Source organism: Sinomonas mesophila, from assembly GCF_001999765.1.
Classification (GTDB): domain Bacteria; phylum Actinomycetota; class Actinomycetes; order Actinomycetales; family Micrococcaceae; genus Sinomonas; species Sinomonas mesophila.
In genome coordinates this window covers 60798-77694 of sequence record NZ_KV908327.1, presented here as the reverse complement: position 1 = coordinate 77694, position 16897 = coordinate 60798, and the positions used below count along the sequence as shown (strand labels likewise).

17 protein-coding genes are annotated in these 16897 nt (G+C 74.7%); 6 read left to right on the top strand and 11 right to left on the bottom strand.

The window, feature by feature from the left end:
• The first annotated feature begins 25 nt into the window (after positions 1 to 25).
• From BV907_RS07895 to BV907_RS07885, 3 genes are all read left to right on the top strand, one after another.
• On the top strand, positions 26 to 1129 hold the full coding sequence (locus tag BV907_RS07895; protein WP_077489176.1) for a DUF4439 domain-containing protein: 1104 nt from the start codon (positions 26 to 28) through the stop codon (positions 1127 to 1129).
• Between the two features lie 83 nt (positions 1130 to 1212).
• Positions 1213 to 1947 (top strand): VIT1/CCC1 transporter family protein, encoded by a 735-nt coding sequence (locus BV907_RS07890; RefSeq protein WP_077489175.1) that lies wholly within the window; start codon positions 1213 to 1215, stop codon positions 1945 to 1947.
• Positions 1944 to 2966: an aminoglycoside phosphotransferase family protein gene (locus BV907_RS07885; RefSeq protein ID WP_077489174.1), complete on the top strand. Its 1023-nt coding sequence runs from the start codon at positions 1944 to 1946 to the stop codon at positions 2964 to 2966. Before BV907_RS07890 ends, BV907_RS07885 begins: the two co-directional genes overlap by 4 nt.
• Before the next feature lie 41 nt (positions 2967 to 3007).
• Here BV907_RS07885 and BV907_RS07880 read toward each other — a convergent pair whose 3' ends face one another.
• From BV907_RS07880 to BV907_RS07870, 3 genes are read right to left on the bottom strand one after another with little or no spacing between them, the layout of a single operon-like run.
• Positions 3008 to 4405, bottom strand: a complete 1398-nt coding sequence (locus tag BV907_RS07880; protein ID WP_425441614.1) for a pyridoxal phosphate-dependent decarboxylase family protein — start codon at positions 4403 to 4405, stop codon at positions 3008 to 3010.
• A 58-nt stretch (positions 4406 to 4463) separates the two neighbouring features.
• Positions 4464 to 5258 carry a TSUP family transporter gene (locus BV907_RS07875; protein WP_077489172.1) on the bottom strand — a complete coding sequence of 265 codons (795 nt, stop codon included), beginning with the start codon at positions 5256 to 5258 and terminating at the stop codon, positions 4464 to 4466.
• Positions 5259 to 5298: 40 nt separating this feature from the next.
• Positions 5299 to 7104, bottom strand: coding sequence for a proline--tRNA ligase (locus BV907_RS07870; RefSeq protein ID WP_077489171.1), 1806 nt, complete (start codon positions 7102 to 7104; stop codon positions 5299 to 5301).
• A gap of 239 nt (positions 7105 to 7343) precedes the next feature.
• On the opposite strand from BV907_RS07870, the gene BV907_RS07865 reads away from it, so the two are divergent.
• Genes BV907_RS07865 through BV907_RS07855 form a run of 3 tightly spaced genes read left to right on the top strand, consistent with a single transcriptional unit; the run spans position 7344 to position 9522 of the window.
• Positions 7344 to 8132, top strand: coding sequence for an ABC transporter ATP-binding protein (locus BV907_RS07865; RefSeq protein WP_245827850.1), 789 nt, complete (start codon positions 7344 to 7346; stop codon positions 8130 to 8132).
• Positions 8129 to 8884, top strand: coding sequence for an ABC transporter permease (locus BV907_RS07860; RefSeq protein WP_077489170.1), 756 nt, complete (start codon positions 8129 to 8131; stop codon positions 8882 to 8884). Before BV907_RS07865 ends, BV907_RS07860 begins: the two co-directional genes overlap by 4 nt.
• On the top strand, positions 8881 to 9522 hold the full coding sequence (locus BV907_RS07855; RefSeq protein ID WP_245827849.1) for a TetR/AcrR family transcriptional regulator: 642 nt from the start codon (positions 8881 to 8883) through the stop codon (positions 9520 to 9522). Before BV907_RS07860 ends, BV907_RS07855 begins: the two co-directional genes overlap by 4 nt.
• Here the strand turns inward: BV907_RS07855 and BV907_RS07850 are convergent.
• From BV907_RS07850 to BV907_RS07815, 8 genes are all read right to left on the bottom strand, one after another.
• Entirely contained in the window at positions 9519 to 10286 is a 768-nt protein-coding gene (locus BV907_RS07850; RefSeq protein WP_077489169.1) for a hypothetical protein, read from the bottom strand. The two genes, BV907_RS07855 and BV907_RS07850, sit on opposite strands and share 4 nt — an antisense overlap.
• A gap of 3 nt (positions 10287 to 10289) precedes the next feature.
• Positions 10290 to 11075 (bottom strand): hypothetical protein, encoded by a 786-nt coding sequence (locus BV907_RS18295; RefSeq protein ID WP_139346664.1) that lies wholly within the window; start codon positions 11073 to 11075, stop codon positions 10290 to 10292.
• A gap of 60 nt (positions 11076 to 11135) precedes the next feature.
• Positions 11136 to 12014 carry a GNAT family N-acetyltransferase gene (locus tag BV907_RS07840; protein ID WP_077489265.1) on the bottom strand — a complete coding sequence of 293 codons (879 nt, stop codon included), beginning with the start codon at positions 12012 to 12014 and terminating at the stop codon, positions 11136 to 11138.
• A complete protein-coding gene (gene ispG, locus BV907_RS07835) occupies positions 11977 to 13143 on the bottom strand; it encodes a flavodoxin-dependent (E)-4-hydroxy-3-methylbut-2-enyl-diphosphate synthase (protein WP_077489167.1) in 1167 nt (388 codons plus the stop codon). The genes BV907_RS07840 and ispG overlap by 38 nt, the downstream gene beginning before the upstream one ends.
• A 52-nt stretch (positions 13144 to 13195) precedes the next feature.
• On the bottom strand, positions 13196 to 13492 hold the full coding sequence (locus BV907_RS07830; RefSeq protein ID WP_077489166.1) for a YciI family protein: 297 nt from the start codon (positions 13490 to 13492) through the stop codon (positions 13196 to 13198).
• Between the two features lie 20 nt (positions 13493 to 13512).
• Complete coding sequence (locus BV907_RS07825) at positions 13513 to 14844, bottom strand: M50 family metallopeptidase (protein ID WP_077489165.1); 1332 nt, start codon at positions 14842 to 14844, stop codon at positions 13513 to 13515.
• 8 nt (positions 14845 to 14852) lie between these two features.
• Positions 14853 to 16079: a 1-deoxy-D-xylulose-5-phosphate reductoisomerase gene (dxr, locus tag BV907_RS07820; protein ID WP_077489164.1), complete on the bottom strand. Its 1227-nt coding sequence runs from the start codon at positions 16077 to 16079 to the stop codon at positions 14853 to 14855.
• A gap of 64 nt (positions 16080 to 16143) precedes the next feature.
• Positions 16144 to 16878, bottom strand: a complete 735-nt coding sequence (locus tag BV907_RS07815) for a sulfite exporter TauE/SafE family protein (RefSeq protein ID WP_077489163.1) — start codon at positions 16876 to 16878, stop codon at positions 16144 to 16146.
• Between the last annotated feature and the right edge of the window lie 19 nt (positions 16879 to 16897).

The window sequence follows — 16897 nt, the reverse complement described above, 5'->3', positions numbered from 1 at the left end:
GGAGGCCATGGCATGATCTAGAGCCGTGACATCCACCACCGAGGGCCCGGACGCTTCCGCGCGCCCGAACGACGACGGCGCCCCCCTGCGCCGGTCCCGGCACCTCGCGTGGGCCGCGTCCGCCCTCGCGGCCCTGGCCGTGGGCGTCGCCGCGGCGCTGCTCGCCGCCCCCGCCCCCCGCGCTCCTCAGCCGTCCGCGAGCGAGCTCGCCCTCGCCGCCGCGGAGGACGACGCCGTCCGGCTCGCCGCCGCGGCCGGGTCCCTCGCCGCGGCCGGCCCCGAGCCCGCTCGCGCGGCCGCGGACAGCGCGGCGTCCGTGCTCGGCCTCCAGGCCGCCGTACTCCGCGAGCGCCCCCAGCTCCCGCAGGACGACGCCGGGGCCTCGCCGTCGCCGTCCGGCACGCGGTCGCCGTCCGACACGCCGTCGGACTCCGCGTCCCCCTCCCCCACGGCCGCCGTGCAGCCCCCGACGCCCGGGGACCTCGCGCGCGGGCTCGCCGAGAGCGCGGGGCGGCGCATGGCCGACGTCGTGCGCGTCGACGGCCCGACCGCCTCGGCCCTCGCGTCTGTCGCCGCCGGCCAGCTCCTCGCGGCCCGCTCGCTCGATCCGCTCGTGGCGGACGCCGCCAGCGCGGCCACCACCAGCGCTGCGCCGGCAGCGTGCCCCTCCCCCGGGCCGGACCCGGCGGCGTTCGAGGCCGTCCAGACGGCCGAGGCCGCAGGGGTCTGGACCTACACCGTGCTCGCGGCGCGCGCGGGCGGCGAGGAGCGGGCCGGGCGGCTCGACGCGGCCTCGGCGCACGAGGCCCAGCTTGCCCTCCTCGGGCGCGCGGCCGGGGAGTCCTGCGTGGCCCTGCCCCCGCGCCCGCCCGGGGCCGCGCTCCCGGCGGATGCGGGGAGCGCGGCGTCGCTCGCGGCCGTCGAGGAGTCCGCGGCCCAGGCCTGGGCGGACCTCGTGGGCTCCGCCGCGCCCGGCGCGCGGCCCGCGGCCGCGGAGGGCCTGGCTCAGGCGGCGGCCCGGCGCGCCGCCGCGGGCCCGCTCGACCCGGCGGCCGCCGCGTTCCCCGGCCACCGCGCGGCGCAGGAGGAGGCGACGTCCCTCGCCGCCCGCGGACCGGCCGCCGACTGAGGGCAGTGCTCGTGAGGGCAGTGCTCGTGAGGGCAGTGCTCGCGCGGCTGGCAGCAGGCCGCGAGCACTGCGAGAGTGGAACCATGCCGAGTGAATTCGCCACGGGCCTCCATCCCCTCCACCCAGAGCCGCAGGGCACCGACCTCGCCGCGAAGCTGAACTGGCTCCGCGCCGGCATCCTCGGCGCCAACGACGGCATCGTCTCGGTCGCCGCCGTCGTGGTCGGCGTCGCGGGCGTCACGACGGCCACGGGGCCGATCCTCGCGGCCGGGGCCGCGGCCCTCGCGGGCGGGGCCATCTCGATGGCGCTCGGCGAGTACGTCTCGGTGAGCAGCCAGAGCGACAGCCAGAGGCACCTCATCGCGAAGGAGAGCCAGGAGCTCGAGGAGAAGCCGCACGAGGAGTTCGACGAGCTCGTCGAGCTCTACCGAGACAAGGGCCTCTCGGACGCCACGGCCGCCCTCGTGGCCAAGGAGCTCAGCGAGCGGGACCCGCTCCGCGCCCACCTCGACATCGAGCTCGGAATAGACCCCGACGAGATCGTCAGCCCGTGGCACGCCGCGTTCGCCTCGGCCGTCTCCTTCATCCTCGGCGCCGTCCTGCCGTTGGCGACGATCCTGCTCTTGCCCCCGGACACCCGCGTCCCGGCCACGTTCGCGGCGGTGCTCGCCGCGCTGGCCATCACGGGCGCCCTGGGGGCATGGATCGGCGGCGGCTCGCGCGCGCGGGCGGCCGTGAGGGTCGTGCTCGGCGGGGCGCTCGCGCTCGCCACGACGTTCGCGCTGGGCAGCTTGCTCGGCACCTCGGGCCTCGTATGACGGGGGGCGGGGCCATCGTCCCTGCGCCGCTGCGCGAGCGCTCCCTGCGCTCCCCCGGCGGCCGGGCCTGGCTCGAGTCCGTCCCCACGGTGTTCGCCGAGCGCTGCGCCGACTGGGGGCTGACGCCGGAGCTGCCGCCGGGGCGGCCCGGGTTCGCGGGCATGTGGGCCGTCGTCGTCCCGGTCCGCCGACGGTCCGAGCGGCTCGCGCTCAAGCTCGTGCGGCCGCATCCCGAGGCGGCCCTCGAACCCGTGGCCCTGCGGCTCTGGGACGGGGCCGGGGCCGTGCGGCTCGTCGACGCTGACCCGGCCTCCGGCGCGCTCCTGCTCGAGCGCCTCGACCCGGGCCGTCGGCTCGAGGACGTGCCCTTCCCCGAGGCCGCCGCGGTGTGGGGCGCCCTCGTGCGGCGGCTCTCGATCCCCGAGGACGCGCGCGCGGAGTGGGCCCGGCTCGAGCGGATCGACGCGCGGGCCGAGCACTGGAGCGACGAACTGCCCGAGCGGTGGGAGCGGCTCGGCCGGCCGTTCCCGCGCTGGCTCCTCGAGGCCGCCCTCGACGTGTGCGCGACCCGGGGCGTCGTGGGCCGGCGCGGGGGCCGCGACGTCCTCGTGCACACGGACCTCCACGGCATGAACATCCTCGGCGTCCTCGGCGGCGCCGACCGTGCCGTGCCCGGAGGGCCGGACGCCGGCTTCCGCGCGATCGACCCCCAGGTGGCGGTCGGCGAGGCCGAGTACGCCGTCGCGCCCATGCTGTGGAACCGGCTGGGCGAGCTCCCCGAGCACGGCGCGCCGGAGGCCCTCGCCGAGCGGTGCCGGCTCCTCGCGGCGGAGGCGGGGCTCGACGCCGAGGCCGCGCGCGAGTGGGCAGTCCTGCGCGAGGTCGAGAACGCCCTCGGCTATGCGGAGGGCCCGGGACACCGCGAGGATCTCGAGCGGTCCCTGTGGGTCGCGAGCGCGCTGACCGGCCGGCTGCTCCCCGGCCTCCCCGGGGCCCGAGACCTTGCGCCGCTCGGCTGACGGCGCCGGCTGACGGCGCCGGGCGGAAGGGAACCCCGGGGTCAGAGCCCCTCGGTCGCGGCGAGGGCGTCCCGCACGGCGTCCACGGACACGTCGACGTCGGCTGCGTCGGTGGACCAGTTCGTGACCGAGATCCGCAGGACGGCGCGCCCGTGCCACCGGGAGCCGGTCATCCACACACGGCCGTCCGCGACGAGCCAGTCCGCCACGGCGCGCGTGCGCGCGTCGCTGCCGAAGGCGACCGAGACCTGGCTGAAGACGACGTCGTTGAGCACCTCCGCGCCGGGCAGCCCGCCGATCCGGCGGGCCAGCTGGCGCGCGTTGGCCGCGAGCCCGGCCACGAGCCCGGCGACGCCGTCCCGGCCCAGGGAGCGCAGCGCGGCCCAGACCGTGACGCCGCGTGCCCGCCGCGAGAGCTCGGGGACCTTCTCGAACGGGTCCCCGGGGCCGTGGTCCCCGTGGGCGTCGTGGACGAGGTAGTCGCCGTGCATGCCCAGCGCCGCCCGCAGGGCGGCGACGTCTCGGCACGCCACGATCCCGCAGTCGTAGGGGACGTTGAGGTTCTTGTGTGCGTCCGTGGCCCACGAGTCGGCGTCGGCGGCGCCCTCCATGAGGTGCCGCGTTGCGGGGGACGCCGCCGCCCACAGGCCGAAGGCCCCGTCGATGTGCACCCACGCGCTGTGCCGGCGGGCCGCGGCGATGGCGGCCGGGAAGGGGTCGAAGGCGCCCGAATGGATGTTGCCCGCCTGCAGGCACACGACGGCGGGGCCCTCCCCGCGCGCGAGCGCCGCGGCGAGCGCGTCCGGCCGCAGCCGGCCCTCGCCGTCGACCGCCACGGCCTCGGGCGCGCCGAGGCCGAGGTACCGCAGGGCCATGTCGACGGTGTCGTGCCGCTCGGCGCCCACGACCACGCGGACCCGGGGCGCGCCGGCGAGCCCGCGGGCGTTGACGTCCCACCCGGCCCGCTCGAGCACGCGCCACCGGGCGGCGGCGAGCCCCGCGAAGTTGGCCATGCTCGCCCCGGTCACGAAGCCCACGTCGGATCCGGGAGGGAGGCCGAGCAGGTCCACGGTCCAGTGGCCGGCGGCCTCCTCGGCCGCGGCGACGGCGGGCGTCGCGAAGCGCAGGCCCGTGTTCTGGTCCCATGCGCTCACGAGCCAGTCGGCGGCCAGGGCCGCGGGCAGCGTCCCGCCGATCACGAAGCCGTAGAACCGCCCCGAGGCCATGGCGGTCAGGCCCGGCTCGGCGGTCCGGGCCAGCAGGTCGATCACGCCGGCCGGGTCCACGCCGGCCTCCGGCAGGCCGCCGTCGAACGCCTCGGCGAGCGCGTCCGCCGTCGTGCGCGGCGCGACGGGCCGCTCCGGCACGCTGCCGAGCCAGCGCCGGGCGTGCTCGGCGGCGCGGGCGAGGGGTGCATCGAAGTCCTCGGGCCTCAGCATGGGCCGCATGCTACGCCCGGCGGCGTCCGGGGGGAACGGGGCGGACCGGGCCGGCCCCTCAGCCGGCGTTCTCGGCCCAGACGTCGGCGCCGAGCTTCACGGCCAGGGCGGCGACGACCGCGAGGAACACCCAGCGGATGAACCGGCTGCCGCGCGCGACGGCCATCCGCGCGCCGAGGTACCCGCCGCACATGTTGGCGGCGCCGAGGGCGATGCCCAGTGCCCACAGGACGGCCCCGTGCGGAACGAAGAGGATCAGGGCGCCGAGATTCGTGGCCATGTTGACGATCTTGGCCTTCGCGCTCGCCTCGAGGAAGGCGTACCCCATGCCGGAGACGAGGGCGATGACGAGGAACGAGCCCGTCCCGGGGCCGATGAGGCCGTCGTAGAACCCGATCGCCGTCCCGAGCCCGCACGCGGCGGCGAGGTGCCGGCGGCCCTTGAGCCGCAGCTCCGTGTACTCCCCCAGGCGCGGCCGCAGGACGGTGAAGAGGGCGACGGCGACGATCGCCACGAGGATGATCGGCTTGAACACGCGCGAGGGCAGGACGGTGGCGAGCGCGGCCCCGCCGAGGGAGCCGGCGAGGGCCACGAGCGCCATCGGGATGGCCGTGCGCAGGTCGGGGCGGACCCGGCGCGCATAGGTGAGCGCGCTCGTCGTCGTGCCGAAGACCGAGCCGAGCTTGTTCGTCGCGAGCGCCTGGACGGGGGTGATGCCCGGGACGGCGAGCAGGGCGGGCAGCTGGATGAGCCCTCCCCCGCCCACGACGGCGTCGACCCAGCCCGCGGCGAAGCCGGCCGCGACGATGAGCGCGAGCGTGAGGGGTTCGAGGCCCTCGAACCCCGTCAGCACGCGCTCGACTGCTCGGTCTGGTCCCCCCGCACGTGACGGGCTAGACGCCGGCGCGCACGGCGGCGACGACCTTGTCCACGACCTCCGCGACCGGGACGTCCTCGGCCGTGCCGCTGCGGCGGTCCTTGACCTCGAGCGTGCCCGAGGCGAGGCCCTTGCCGACGGCGACGATCGTGGGCACGCCGAGGAGCTCGGCGTCGCCGAACTTGACGCCCGGGGAGACCTTGGGGCGGTCGTCGAGCATGACGGTCAGGCCGCGGGCCTCGAGCTCGGCGGCGACGCGCTCGGCCTCGGCGAAGATCTCCTCGCCGCGGCCGACGGCGACGACGTGGACGTCCGCGGGGGCGACGGCGCGCGGCCAGACGAGGCCCTTCTCGTCGTGGTTCGACTCGGCGAGGGCTGCGACCGCGCGGGTCACGCCGATGCCGTAGGAGCCCATGGTGACGACGACCTGCTTGCCGTTCTGGTCCAGGACCTTGAGCTCGAGGGCCTCCGCGTACTTGCGGCCGAGCTGGAAGATGTGCCCCATCTCGATGCCGCGCGCGGTCTCGAGCGGGCCGGAGCCGTCCGGCGCCGGGTCGCCCGCGCGCACCTCCGTGCACTCGATGACACCGTCCCAGCCGAAGTCGCGGCCGGCCACGAGGCCGTAGACGTGCTTGCCGTGCTCGTTGGCCCCGGTGATCCACGTGGTGCCGGAGACGACCCGGGGGTCCACGAGGTAGAGGAGCTTGGCCTTGCCCTCGAGGCCGAGGAGGGCGTCCTCGCGGTCGAGGCCGGGGCCGAGGTAGCCCTTGACGATGAGCGGGGCCTCTTTGAGCTCCTCGTCGCTCGCGGCGTCGAGGCCGATCTCGCCCGCGACGGGCAGGAAGGCACCGATGTTCGCCTCGACGCGCTTGAGGTCCACGTTCCGGTCGCCGGGCACGCCGAGCACGACGAGCTGCTTCTCGCCGGTGGGCAGCTTGACCGAGAGGACGACGTTCTTGAGCGTGTCCGCGGCCGTCCAGGGTCGCTCGGGGTTCGGGAAGATCGTCTGGGACGCGGCGACGAGCGTCTCGATCGTGGGCGTGTCCGGGGTGTCGAGGACGACGGCGGGCGGCGCGCCCGTGTAGTCGATCTCCGCCGGGGCCACGGTGGTGACGGCCTCGACGTTGGCCGCGTAGCCGCCGGCCGAGCGGACGAAGGTGTCCTCGCCGACCTCGGTCGGGTGCAGGAACTCCTCGCTCTTGGAGCCGCCCATCGCGCCCGCGGTCGCCTTGACGGGCACGACGTCGAGGCCGAGCCGGGCGAAGATCTTCAGGTAGGCGCGGCGGTGGGCCTGGTAGCTCGCCTCGAGGCCGGCGTCGTCGGCGTCGAACGAATAGGAGTCCTTCATGATGAACTCGCGGCCGCGCAGGAGGCCCGCCCGGGGCCGGGCCTCGTCGCGGTACTTGTTCTGGATCTGGTAGATGCTCAGCGGCAGGTCCTTGTACGAGGAGTACAGGTCCTTGACGAGGAGCGTGAAGACCTCCTCGTGGGTCGGCGCGAGGAGGTAGTCGGCCTGCTTGCGGTCCTTGAGCCGGAAGATCCCCTCGCCGTACTCGGTCCAGCGGTTCGTGGCCTCGTAGGGCTCCTTGGGCAGGAGCGCCGGGAAGTGCACCTCCTGGGCGCCCATCGCGGCCATCTCCTCGCGGATGATCCCCTCGACGCGGCGCAGGACCGCGAGGCCGAGCGGGAGCCATGTGTAGATGCCGGGCGCGGCGCGGCGGATGTAGCCGGCCCGCACGAGGAGCTTGTGGCTGGCCACCTCGGCGTCGGCCGGGTCCTCGCGCAGGGTTCGCAGGAACAGGGTGGAGAGTCGCAGGACCACGCGGGGCATCCATTCTCGTGCAGGGCAGGGAGAGCCGAGGTAAAAGGTCAGCTACCAATGTAGCCCAGCCGGGGGACGCGGCGCGGCGCGGGGGCTGCCGTGACGGACCACGGCCGGGCCCTGGAGGCACCCGTTGACGGTGCCGTGGTGCGGCCCTACCCTCAATTCATCATGTGATGAATTGCGGATCCGGCGGGTCCTCCGCGAGGGCCGGCTGGGTCCGCAGCGAGGAGCGCGCCATGCCGCACATGCCAGCCCACGCCGCCCCGACGCCGCCCTCGATCGAGGCCGACGCCCTCTCGGTGCGCATCCGCCGCACGCCCGTCCTCGACGGACTCGGGTTCACCGTGCCCGAGGGCCGCATCACCGGCCTGCTGGGCCCCTCGGGCAGCGGGAAGAGCACGCTCATGCGCGCGATCGTCGGGGTCCAGCGCATCAGGCGCGGCTCCCTGACCGTCCTGGGCCGGCCCGCCGGGGCCAGCGCTCTGCGCGGCCGGATCGGCTACATGACCCAGGACCCAAGCGTCTACCGTGACCTCACCGTCATGGACAACGTCCGCTACTTCGGCGCCCTCCACGGCCGGTCTGCGGCGGATTCGCGCGCCGCCGTCGAGGCCGTGGGCCTCTCCGACGTCGCGAGGCGCCGTGCCGGCTCGCTCTCGGGCGGGCAGTTCAGCCGCGTCTCCCTCGCGTGCGCGCTCGTCGGGGAGCCCGAGCTCCTCGTGCTCGACGAGCCGACGGTCGGCCTCGACCCCGTGCTGCGCGCGGACCTGTGGGGCCAGTTCCACGATCTGGCGGCGCAGGGCACGACGCTGCTCGTCTCGAGCCACGTCATGGAGGAGGCGGGCCGGTGCGACTCGCTCCTGCTCCTGCGCGAGGGGCGGCTGCTGGCCCAGCTCACGCCCGCCCAGCTGCGCGAACGCGGCGGCAGCGACGACCTCGAGGCCGCCTTCCTCGGCATCATCCGAGCCGACCTCGCCCGGCAGGAGGCCGGGCTCCCTGCCCCGACCAAGGAGCATGCGGCATGAACCCGCGCATCCTCGCCGCGACCGCGGCCCGCGTCCTGACCCAGCTGCGCCGCGACCACCGCAGCATCGCCATGATCCTCGTCGTCCCGGCCGGTCTCCTGTCGGTCGTGTACTGGCTCTTCGAGAACGAGACGCTGCCGCCCGGGGCGCCGCGCACCTTCGACCGCGTCGGGCTCATCATGCTCGCGATCTTCCCCTTCGTCGTGATGTTCCTCATCACCTCGATCACGATGCTGCGCGAGCGCACGTCCGGCACGCTCGAGCGGCTCATGACGACGCCGATCCACCAGGCGGACCTGCTCTTCGGCTACGGCATCGCCTTCTCGCTCATGGCGGCGCTGCAGTCCGGCGTCGCGACGGGGGTCGCCTACTGGGTCTTCGACCTCGACATCGACGGCAACGCCGGGCTCGTCGTCGCCGTCGCCGTCCTCAATGCCGTCCTCGGGGTCGCGCTGGGCCTCTTCTGCAGCGCATTCGCGCGCACGGAGTTCCAGGCTGTGCAGTTCATGCCGGTTGTCGTGGTCCCGCAGATCCTCCTGTGCGGGCTGTTCGTGGCCCGGGACAGGATGAACGACGTCTTCCAGGCTGTCTCGGACTGGATGCCGCTCACCTACTCGGTCGAGGCGCTCCAGGAGATCGCCGCGAACAGCGAGCCGACGGGCGCGATGTGGCAGGACTTCGCGACGATGGGCGCGATCGTCCTTGGGCTGCTCGTGCTCGCCTCGTTCACGCTGCCCCGGAAGAGCTCGTGACCGGCCTGCGCCGGGGCCGTCCCGGCGGCGCGGGCGCCGGCGACCGCAGGGGGCTCATCGTCGCCGCCGCGACGCGGCTCTTCGCCGAGCACGGCTTCGACGCGGTGAGCCTGCGGCAGATCGCCCGGGAGGCAGGCGTGGACCCGGCGCTCGTCCACCACTACTTCTCGGGCAAGGACCAGGTCTACGCCGCCTCGGTCGAGCTTCCCGCGGACCCGGACGCGGTCCTCGCGGGGCTGCGCGCACTGCCCGCCGAGGAGCGCGCGGAGGAGCTCCTGCGGGCCGTGGCCGGCCTGTGGGAGGGCCCTCGGCGGCATGCGATGGCCGCGTTCGTGCGGGGCTCGCTCGGCTCGCGGCTTCGGACGGCGGCCATGCGCGAGGTGTTCCGCCGCCGGATCCTCCCACGCGTCGCCGAGGGCCTGCCCGGGGACGACGCCGAGCGCGAGCTCCGCGGGTCCCTCGCCGCGACCCAGATCGCCGGGTTCGTCCTGCTCCGGTACCTCGTCCAGCTCGAGCCGCTCGCGTCGATGCCCCTCGACGAGGCCATCCGGCTCGTCGCCCCCGCCGTCCAGCGTCACCTCACGGGCCCAGCGCCCGGCGCCGGGACCGGCTCACGGTCGGGGCCGCTCGCCGGCTAGAGCGGCAGCCTCGCGAACGCCATGTCGACGTAGGCGCGGACGGCGGCCGCGGCGTCGTCCGGGCGCGCGTCCACGAGGAGCACCTCGACCGTGACGGTGCCCTTCACCGCGACGGCGTGCACGACGCCGCGCTGCTGCGGCGTGCTCCCGCCGGAGGGGTCGGGGACGCTCGCCGTCGCGGTGACCATGACGCCGTCGGCGGACGTCCCAGGGTCCGCCGCGGCGGCGACGACGGGCACGCGCTGGCCGCCGAGGGCCGCGTCGTAGCGCGCGCACGCCGCTGCGCCTTCGGCGAGGGCCTTGGCCTCCGCGGCCGCCGCGCCCGGGTCCGCGTGGCTTTTGAGCCCGACGGCCGTGTTCCTGGCCCGGCTGTCCGAGGGCGCCAGGATGAGGGCGGCCGCGGCCGCGTCGAGCCCCGTGGCGGTCGACGGCGCCGTGACGGCCGCGCACTCGGCCGGCCCGGGCTGGGCGAACAGCGCCGGGACGGCAGCTTCGCCCTGGGCCGCCAGCTGCGCGTGGTCGAGCACGGTCCCGCCGAGCTTGAGGGCCGTCCGCGTCTGGGCGGCGGTCTCGACGAGCTCCTCGGGGGAGAAGCTGCGCTGCTGCCCCGAGGCGTTGAGGCCCGGGGCCCCGTCGCCCGACGACGGCGGGAGCGCCGGCCCCGCCCGGCAGCCGGAGAGCACGGCGAGGGCGGCGAGAGCCGCGGCCGCCGCCAGCGTCCGCGTGGGCCGGGCCCCGGCACGGGGAGCCTGCTGGATGGTCATCCCCTACTGGGCCTCGAGCGCCGTGTAGACCGCGGTGGCGAGCGACTCGGCGCGGCTGACCGCGGCCTCCGGGCCGGCGGGGCCCACCCCCGGCGTGACGGTGACGAGCGTCAGGTCCTTCTTCGCGGCGAGCGTCGCGGTCTGGAACGTCTGGCCGGCCGCCTCCATCGACATGACCAGTCCGAAGGTCTCTGCGGACGGGACCGTCGCTGGGACCTCCGTCATGCTCCCCGTGATCGTTAGTCCCGGGGCCTGGGGCGTGGTGGCGGTGAACGTCGTGCATGGGGCCAGCGCCGTCCTGGATGCGGCGATGTCGGTGCCGGGCTGGGGATGGGCGCTCGTGGCCACGCTGATCGAGACGGCGGACGCCGGGTCGGCCGATGCGGCGAGGAGCGTGCCCACGGTGGTGCCCTTGGGGGTCGGCGACGAGGCACCCAGCGCCAGGATCACGCCGCAGTCGGCGGGCTGGATCTGAAGGGACTCGAGCATCTCGGCGAACCCGGGCGCCGCCGCCGCGAGCTGCTCGGCGGAGAGGAGCTGGCCGCCGAGCGCCTCGGAGGTGTTGACCGACGTCAGCGCCGCCGAGATCTGGGCATCGTCGTAGGGCGTGGGCGTCGGGGTCGGCGTGGGCGTCGGGCTGGGCGAGGACGACTGTGCAGCACCGCCATCCTGACCCGAGGTCGCCGGGGCGCCGCAGCCCGCGAGGCCGGACGCGCCCAGAGTGAGCGCCGCCAGACCGAGGGCGAGCCGGAGACGGTCAGAAGATTGGCGTGCGGTGCCTGAAGGCATGAGTGTCCCCCTGGATGATCACAATAGGTGCCCGCTCAGCTTAGGCGACGCCGCCGTGACTCAGAAGAGCACCGTCGCGAACGTGCCCACCTGCTCGAATCCCACGGTCCGGTAGGCGGCCCGCGCGCGGTGGTTGTAGTCGTTCACGTAGAGGCTCACGACGGGCGCGATCCGCCGCGCGTGGTCGACGACGGCCGCCATCCCGCCGTGGCTGAGCCCGGTGCCGCGGTGGAGGGGGTCCACCCAGACGCCCTGGACCTGGGTCGCGGCCGCGGTGACGGACCCGAGCTCGGCCTTGAACATGACCTCACCGCGCGCGCCGAAGCGGGCGAAGGAGTGACCGGCCGTGATGAGCTGGCGGACCCGTCGGTAGTAGTTCTCGCTGCCCCCGGCCACGGGCGAATAGCCGACTTCCTCCTCGAACATGGACACGCATGCCGGGGCGAGCGCGGCGAAGTCGTCAAGGGTCGTCACGCGCACGAGCGGGTCGGCGGGGACGGCCGGCGGCCCGTCGAGGACGAGCAGCGGCTGGTCCGGGCGGACATCCCGCGCCGCCGGGCCGTGGAGCTCGGCGAAGATCGCGAGGGTGGCCTTGGCGGGGCCGAAGATCGAGGCGAAGCGGCGTCGCGAGGACCGGATCGATGCGGCGTACAGGGGCGCGTGCTCGGCCGGGACCTCGATGGGGACGATGTTGGCGCCGAGCCAGCACGCGCTCGCGAGCTGCCCGTCGCCGTCGAACGCGCCGAGCACCTCCGCCCCGGCCGCCGTCGGCGCGGCCGTGCCGTGCGCCGCAAGGTGGGCTGCGATGAAGACGTTCGCCACCGGGTCCGCCGCCGCGAGCTCGCTCAGGGCACGGGTGTCCGCGTCCCCGAGCCTGCGCACCGCGGCGGCGGCGCCGCGGCTACGAGACGGTGACCACGGGGCCGCCCTGGACAGCATCTTCGCCACCAGCCTCCCCCATCTCCTCGGCGATCTTCATCGCCTCCTCGATCAGAGTCTCCACGATGTCCGCCTCGGCCACAGTCTTGATGACCTGGCCCTTGACGAAGATCTGGCCCTTGCCGTTGCCGGACGCGACGCCGAGGTCCGCCTCGCGCGCCTCGCCTGGGCCGTTCACGACGCAGCCCATGACGGCGACGCGCAGCGGGACCTCCATGCCCTCGAGGCCCGCCGTGACCTGCTCGGCGAGCGTGTACACGTCGACCTGCGCGCGCCCGCACGAGGGGCACGAGACGATCTCGAGCTTGCGCGGGCGCAGGTTCAGGGACTGCAGGATCTGGATCCCGACCTTGACCTCCTCGACCGGCGGGGCCGAGAGGGAGACGCGGATGGTGTCCCCGATGCCCTGGGACAGGAGCGCCCCGAACGCGGTCGCCGACTTGATCGTGCCCTGGAACGCGGGGCCGGCCTCGGTCACGCCGAGGTGCAGCGGCCAGTCGCCGCGCTCGGCGAGCAGCTCGTACGCGCGGACCATGACGACCGGGTCGTTGTGCTTGACCGAGATCTTGAAGTCGTGGAAGTCATGCTCCTCGAAGAGGCTCGCCTCCCAGACGGCGCTCTCGACGAGGGCCTCGGGGGTGGCCTTGCCGTACTTCTGCAGCAGCCGCGGGTCGAGCGAGCCCGCGTTGACGCCGATGCGGATCGACGTGCCGTGGTCCTTCGCGGCGGCCGCGATCTCCTTGACCTGGTCGTCGAACTTGCGGATGTTGCCCGGGTTCACGCGCACCGCGGCGCAGCCGGCCTCGATCGCCGCGAAAACGTACTTCGGCTGGAAGTGGATGTCCGCGATGACGGGGATCTGGGACTTCTTCGCGATGATCGGCAGGGCCTCGGCGTCGTCCGCGCTCGGGCACGCGACGCGCACGATGTCGCAGCCGGCCGCCGTGAGCTCGGCGATCTGCTGGAGGGTCGCGTTGATGTCGGTGGTCGGCGTCGTCGTCATGGACTGGACGCTGATCGGCGACTCGGAGCCGACGCCGAGTGAGCCGACCCGGATCTGCCGGGTCGCCCGCCGGGGCGCGAGGACGGGCGGCGGGGCGGCTGGCATTCCGAGGCTGACCGAGGTCACGTGATGGCTCCTAGGGGTACGGCTGGCGGGGGCGGGGGTGAGGCGGATGGCCTCAGGCGGCGGCGGCCTCGGCGAGGAGGCCGATGATGGGGTTCCACACGGTCGCGCCCGTCTCGGCGATGAGGCCGGCCTGCGCGAACGGGTCCTTGGCCAGGAGGGCATCGAGCGCGGCGCGGTCCTCGGCCCGGAAGATCAGGAGTGCGCTGGCGCCGCCCTCGTAGGGGCCGCTCGCGAGCAGGAGGCCCTCCTCGGCGCGCTCCCGGAGCCAGGCACGGTGCGCGGGGCGGACCTCGTCGAGGCGGTCAGGAACCCCGGTCGCGTAGCGGTATTCGACGGCGAAGACAGTCATGGGTCCAGCCTATCCCCCGCTCACCCGAACAGCTTCACCGGTTTGACGATGTCCGCGTAGATGAGCAGCACGCTCATGAGGATCAGGACGCTCGCGACCGCGTACGTGAGCGGCAGGAGCCGCGCGATGTCGAAGGGCCCCGGATCCGGCCGCTTCAGCCACGCCGCCACCCGCCGTCGTGCGCCCTCGTAGAGCGCGCCCGCGACGTGCCCGCCATCGAGCGGCAGGAGCGGGATGAGGTTGAACACGGCCAGGGCGAGATTCACTCCGGCGAGGATGCCGAAGAGGGTCCCGACACGGGCCTCGAGCGGCACCTCCTCGAGCGCCGCGACCTCGCCGGCCACGCGCCCGACGCCGACGACGCTGAGCGGGCCGTTCGGGTCCCGCTCGGCCGTGCTGAAGGCGGCCTCGCCGACCGCGACGAGGCGGGCGGGCAGGTTGAGCACGACGCCGGTGACCTGGACGATGTTCTCCCCCACCTGGGGCAGCACGGCGGAGGCGGGCTCGGGCGCGAGGGCCTGCCGGGGGCCGATGCCGAGGAAGCCGACCTCGGTGGTCTCATAGGTGCCGTCCGGCTTCGTCACCGGCCGGCCGTCGGGGCCGACGACGGGCCGGGCGCTGAGCACCGGCGCCACCGAGGTGTGGACCTCGGCGCCGTCGCGCAGCAGCGTCACCGGCACCTCGCGGCCCGCCGACGCACGGATCCAGGACGTGAGCTGGTCCCAGCCCGTGACCTCGCGGCCGTCGAACGCGACGACGGTGTCCCCCGGCTTGAACCCGGCCGCCGCGGCCGGCGTCGGCGTGCACGTGGCCGGGTCGGGGGTCTCCTCGCTGCCCTCGACGACCATGCACGCGGAGACGTTCGCGAGCTGGAGAGTGGGCTGCGGCGTGCCGAAGCCCATGAGCGTGACGGCCATCAGGAGCACGCCGAGCACGATGTTCATGGCCGGGCCGCCGAGCATGACGACGACCTTCTTCCAGACGGGCAGCTGGTAGAAGAGCCGCCCGTGGTCCTCGGGCCGGACCTCCTCGTGCGCCTGGTCCCGCGCCGCCTCGGCGAGCCCCTGGAACATCCCGGTGCTGGAGGCGCGCACGGAGCCGTCCCGGACGTTCGGCGGGAACATGCCGACCATGGCGACGTAGCCGCCGAGGGGCAGGGCCTTGACGCCGTACTCGGTCTCGCCGCGCGTCCTCGACCACAGTGTGGGGCCGAAGCCGATCATGTACCGGGTCACGCGGACCTTGAACAGCTTGGCCGGCAGCAGGTGGCCGATCTCATGCAGCGCGATGGATGCCGCGATGCCGATCGCGACGAACACGACGCCGAGGATGAACAGGACGACGGGGTTCACGAGTGCTCCTACCTCCCAGAGTCCAAACGGTCGTGGGCCCGCTTCCGTGCCCACTCCTCGGCCTCGAGGACGGATTCCACCGTGAGTTCCGGGGAGCCGTCGTGCTCGGAGAGCACCGCCTCGACCGTGTCGACGATGTCGAGGAAGCCGATCGCGCCGGCGTGGAAGGCCTCGACGGCCTCCTCGTTGGCGGCGTTGAACACGGCGGGGAAGGTGCCGCCCCGCCTCGCGGCGTCGCGCGCGAGTGCGACGGCGGGGAACGCCTCGCCGTCGAGCGGCTCGAAGGCCCAGGACGCCGCCTGGGTGAAGTCGCAGGGGGCCGCGGCGTGCGGGACGCGGTCCGGCCAGCCGAGGCCGAGCGCGATGGGAAGGCGCATGTCCGGCGGGGAGGCCTGGGCGATGATCGAGCCGTCCGTGAACTGCACCATCGAGTGCACGACAGACTGCGGGTGGACGACGACGTCGATCGCCTCGAGCGGCACGCCGAACAGCAAGTGGGCCTCGATGAGCTCGAGGCCCTTGTTCACGAGCGTCGCGGAATTGGTCGTGACGACCTTGCCCATGTCCCACGTGGGGTGGTTGAGCGCCTCGGCGGGGGTCACGTGGGCCAGCTCCCCGCGCGTGCGGCCGCGGAAGGGCCCGCCGGAGGCGGTGAGGATGAGCTTCTCGACCTCGCCGGCCCGGCCCGAGCGCAGGCATTGGGCGATCGCGGAGTGCTCGGAGTCGACGGGGACGATCTGCCCCGGCGCCGCCGCGCCGGTCACCAGCGCGCCGCCGACGATGAGGCTCTCCTTGTTGGCCAGCGCGAGCGTCGCCCCGGAGCGCAGGGCGGCGAGGGTCGGGGCGAGGCCGATGCTGCCCGTGATGCCATTGAGCACAACGTCGGCCGGGCCGCTCCCGCCGTCCCACGCGGCAATGCGCGTGGCGGCGTCGGGGCCGGAGAACAGCTCGGGCTCGTAGCCGCCGACGCCCTGCCGCTCGGCGGCATCCTCGATCTCGGTGCGCAGCTCGTCGACGCTCCCGGCCGCGATGCCCACGGCCTCGGCGCGCGTGTGCACGGCCTGGCGCGCGATCGCGGCGATGTTGCCCCCGCCGGCCGCGAGCGCCGTGACGCGGAAGCGGTGCGGGGCGCGGTCGACGACGTCGATCGCCTGGGTGCCAATGCTGCCGGTGGAGCCCAGGAGGATGACAGAGCGCGGGGAATCGAGGCGCTGCTCGGCGCCGGGAGTCTGCATGCCCCCAGTAAACCGCAGAAAGCCTGTGGAAAGCTGGCAACGGCGGTCGCAGGCCCCCGGGGGCTCACAGCCTCGCGATGCCGTTGGCAATCGCGAGCACCGCGCCGGCGTAGGCGATCACGACGACGGCGAGGCGCACGGTCGTGCCCGCGAGCCGGCGCGCCAGGAGCTCGCCCGCCGCGATCCCCGCGAGCATGCACGCGAGCACCGCTGCCCACTGCCACGGCTCGAGGGCCGGCGTGTGCCCGCCAGTCGCGATGACCTTGGCGAGCAGAGACGTCGTGCCCGTGGTGATGAAGAACGGCTGGAGGGTGGCGCTGAAGCGGCGCTGGTCCCAGCTGCTGAGCACGGCGTAGGCGGTCACGGCGGGTCCGCCGACCGCCGCGGCGGCGTTCATGAGGCCGGACGCAAAGCCGCTCGCGGCCATGACCCCGAGCCCCTCGAAGCGCCGGCTGGAGCGCGCGGCGAGCTGGGACAGCGCGAGCCCGGCGACGAGGGTCAGCCCGATCCCGATCTCGAGCGGGGCGGCGGGCACGCGGCTCGCGATGAGCGCGCCGAGGGCGATGCCGGCCAGCCCGGGGACGATGAGCCCGACGTAGCGGGGCCAGTCCACGTGCCGCCACACGCGCGAGAGGATGAGGGCCGAGGACGCGGCGCCGCACGCGTTGACGACCATCACGCCGTCGAGCGGGCCGAGGAGGACAACGAGCACGGGCGAGACCATGAGGCCGAAGCCCAGCCCGGCGACGCGCTGCGCCATGGCCCCGACGACGACGGCGATCAGGACGACGGCGAACACCCGAGCATCCTAAGCCGGT

Bases quoted from the DNA above. Each gene is read 5' to 3' on its own strand.
- BV907_RS07890 (WP_077489175.1), top strand. From the start codon at position 1,213: ATGCCGAGTGAATTCGCCACGGGCCTCCATCCCCTCCACCCAGAGCCG.
- BV907_RS07885 (WP_077489174.1), top strand. From the start codon at position 1,944: ATGACGGGGGGCGGGGCCATCGTCCCTGCGCCGCTGCGCGAGCGCTCC.
- BV907_RS07880 (WP_425441614.1), bottom strand. From the start codon at position 4,405: ATGCTGAGGCCCGAGGACTTCGATGCACCCCTCGCCCGCGCCGCCGAG.
- BV907_RS07865 (WP_245827850.1), top strand. From the start codon at position 7,344: ATGCCGCACATGCCAGCCCACGCCGCCCCGACGCCGCCCTCGATCGAG.
- BV907_RS07860 (WP_077489170.1), top strand. From the start codon at position 8,129: ATGAACCCGCGCATCCTCGCCGCGACCGCGGCCCGCGTCCTGACCCAG.
- BV907_RS07850 (WP_077489169.1), bottom strand. From the start codon at position 10,286: ATGACCATCCAGCAGGCTCCCCGTGCCGGGGCCCGGCCCACGCGGACG.
- BV907_RS18295 (WP_139346664.1), bottom strand. From the start codon at position 11,075: ATGCCTTCAGGCACCGCACGCCAATCTTCTGACCGTCTCCGGCTCGCC.
- BV907_RS07840 (WP_077489265.1), bottom strand. From the start codon at position 12,014: ATGCTGTCCAGGGCGGCCCCGTGGTCACCGTCTCGTAGCCGCGGCGCC.
- BV907_RS07830 (WP_077489166.1), bottom strand. From the start codon at position 13,492: ATGACTGTCTTCGCCGTCGAATACCGCTACGCGACCGGGGTTCCTGAC.
- dxr (WP_077489164.1), bottom strand. From the start codon at position 16,079: ATGCAGACTCCCGGCGCCGAGCAGCGCCTCGATTCCCCGCGCTCTGTC.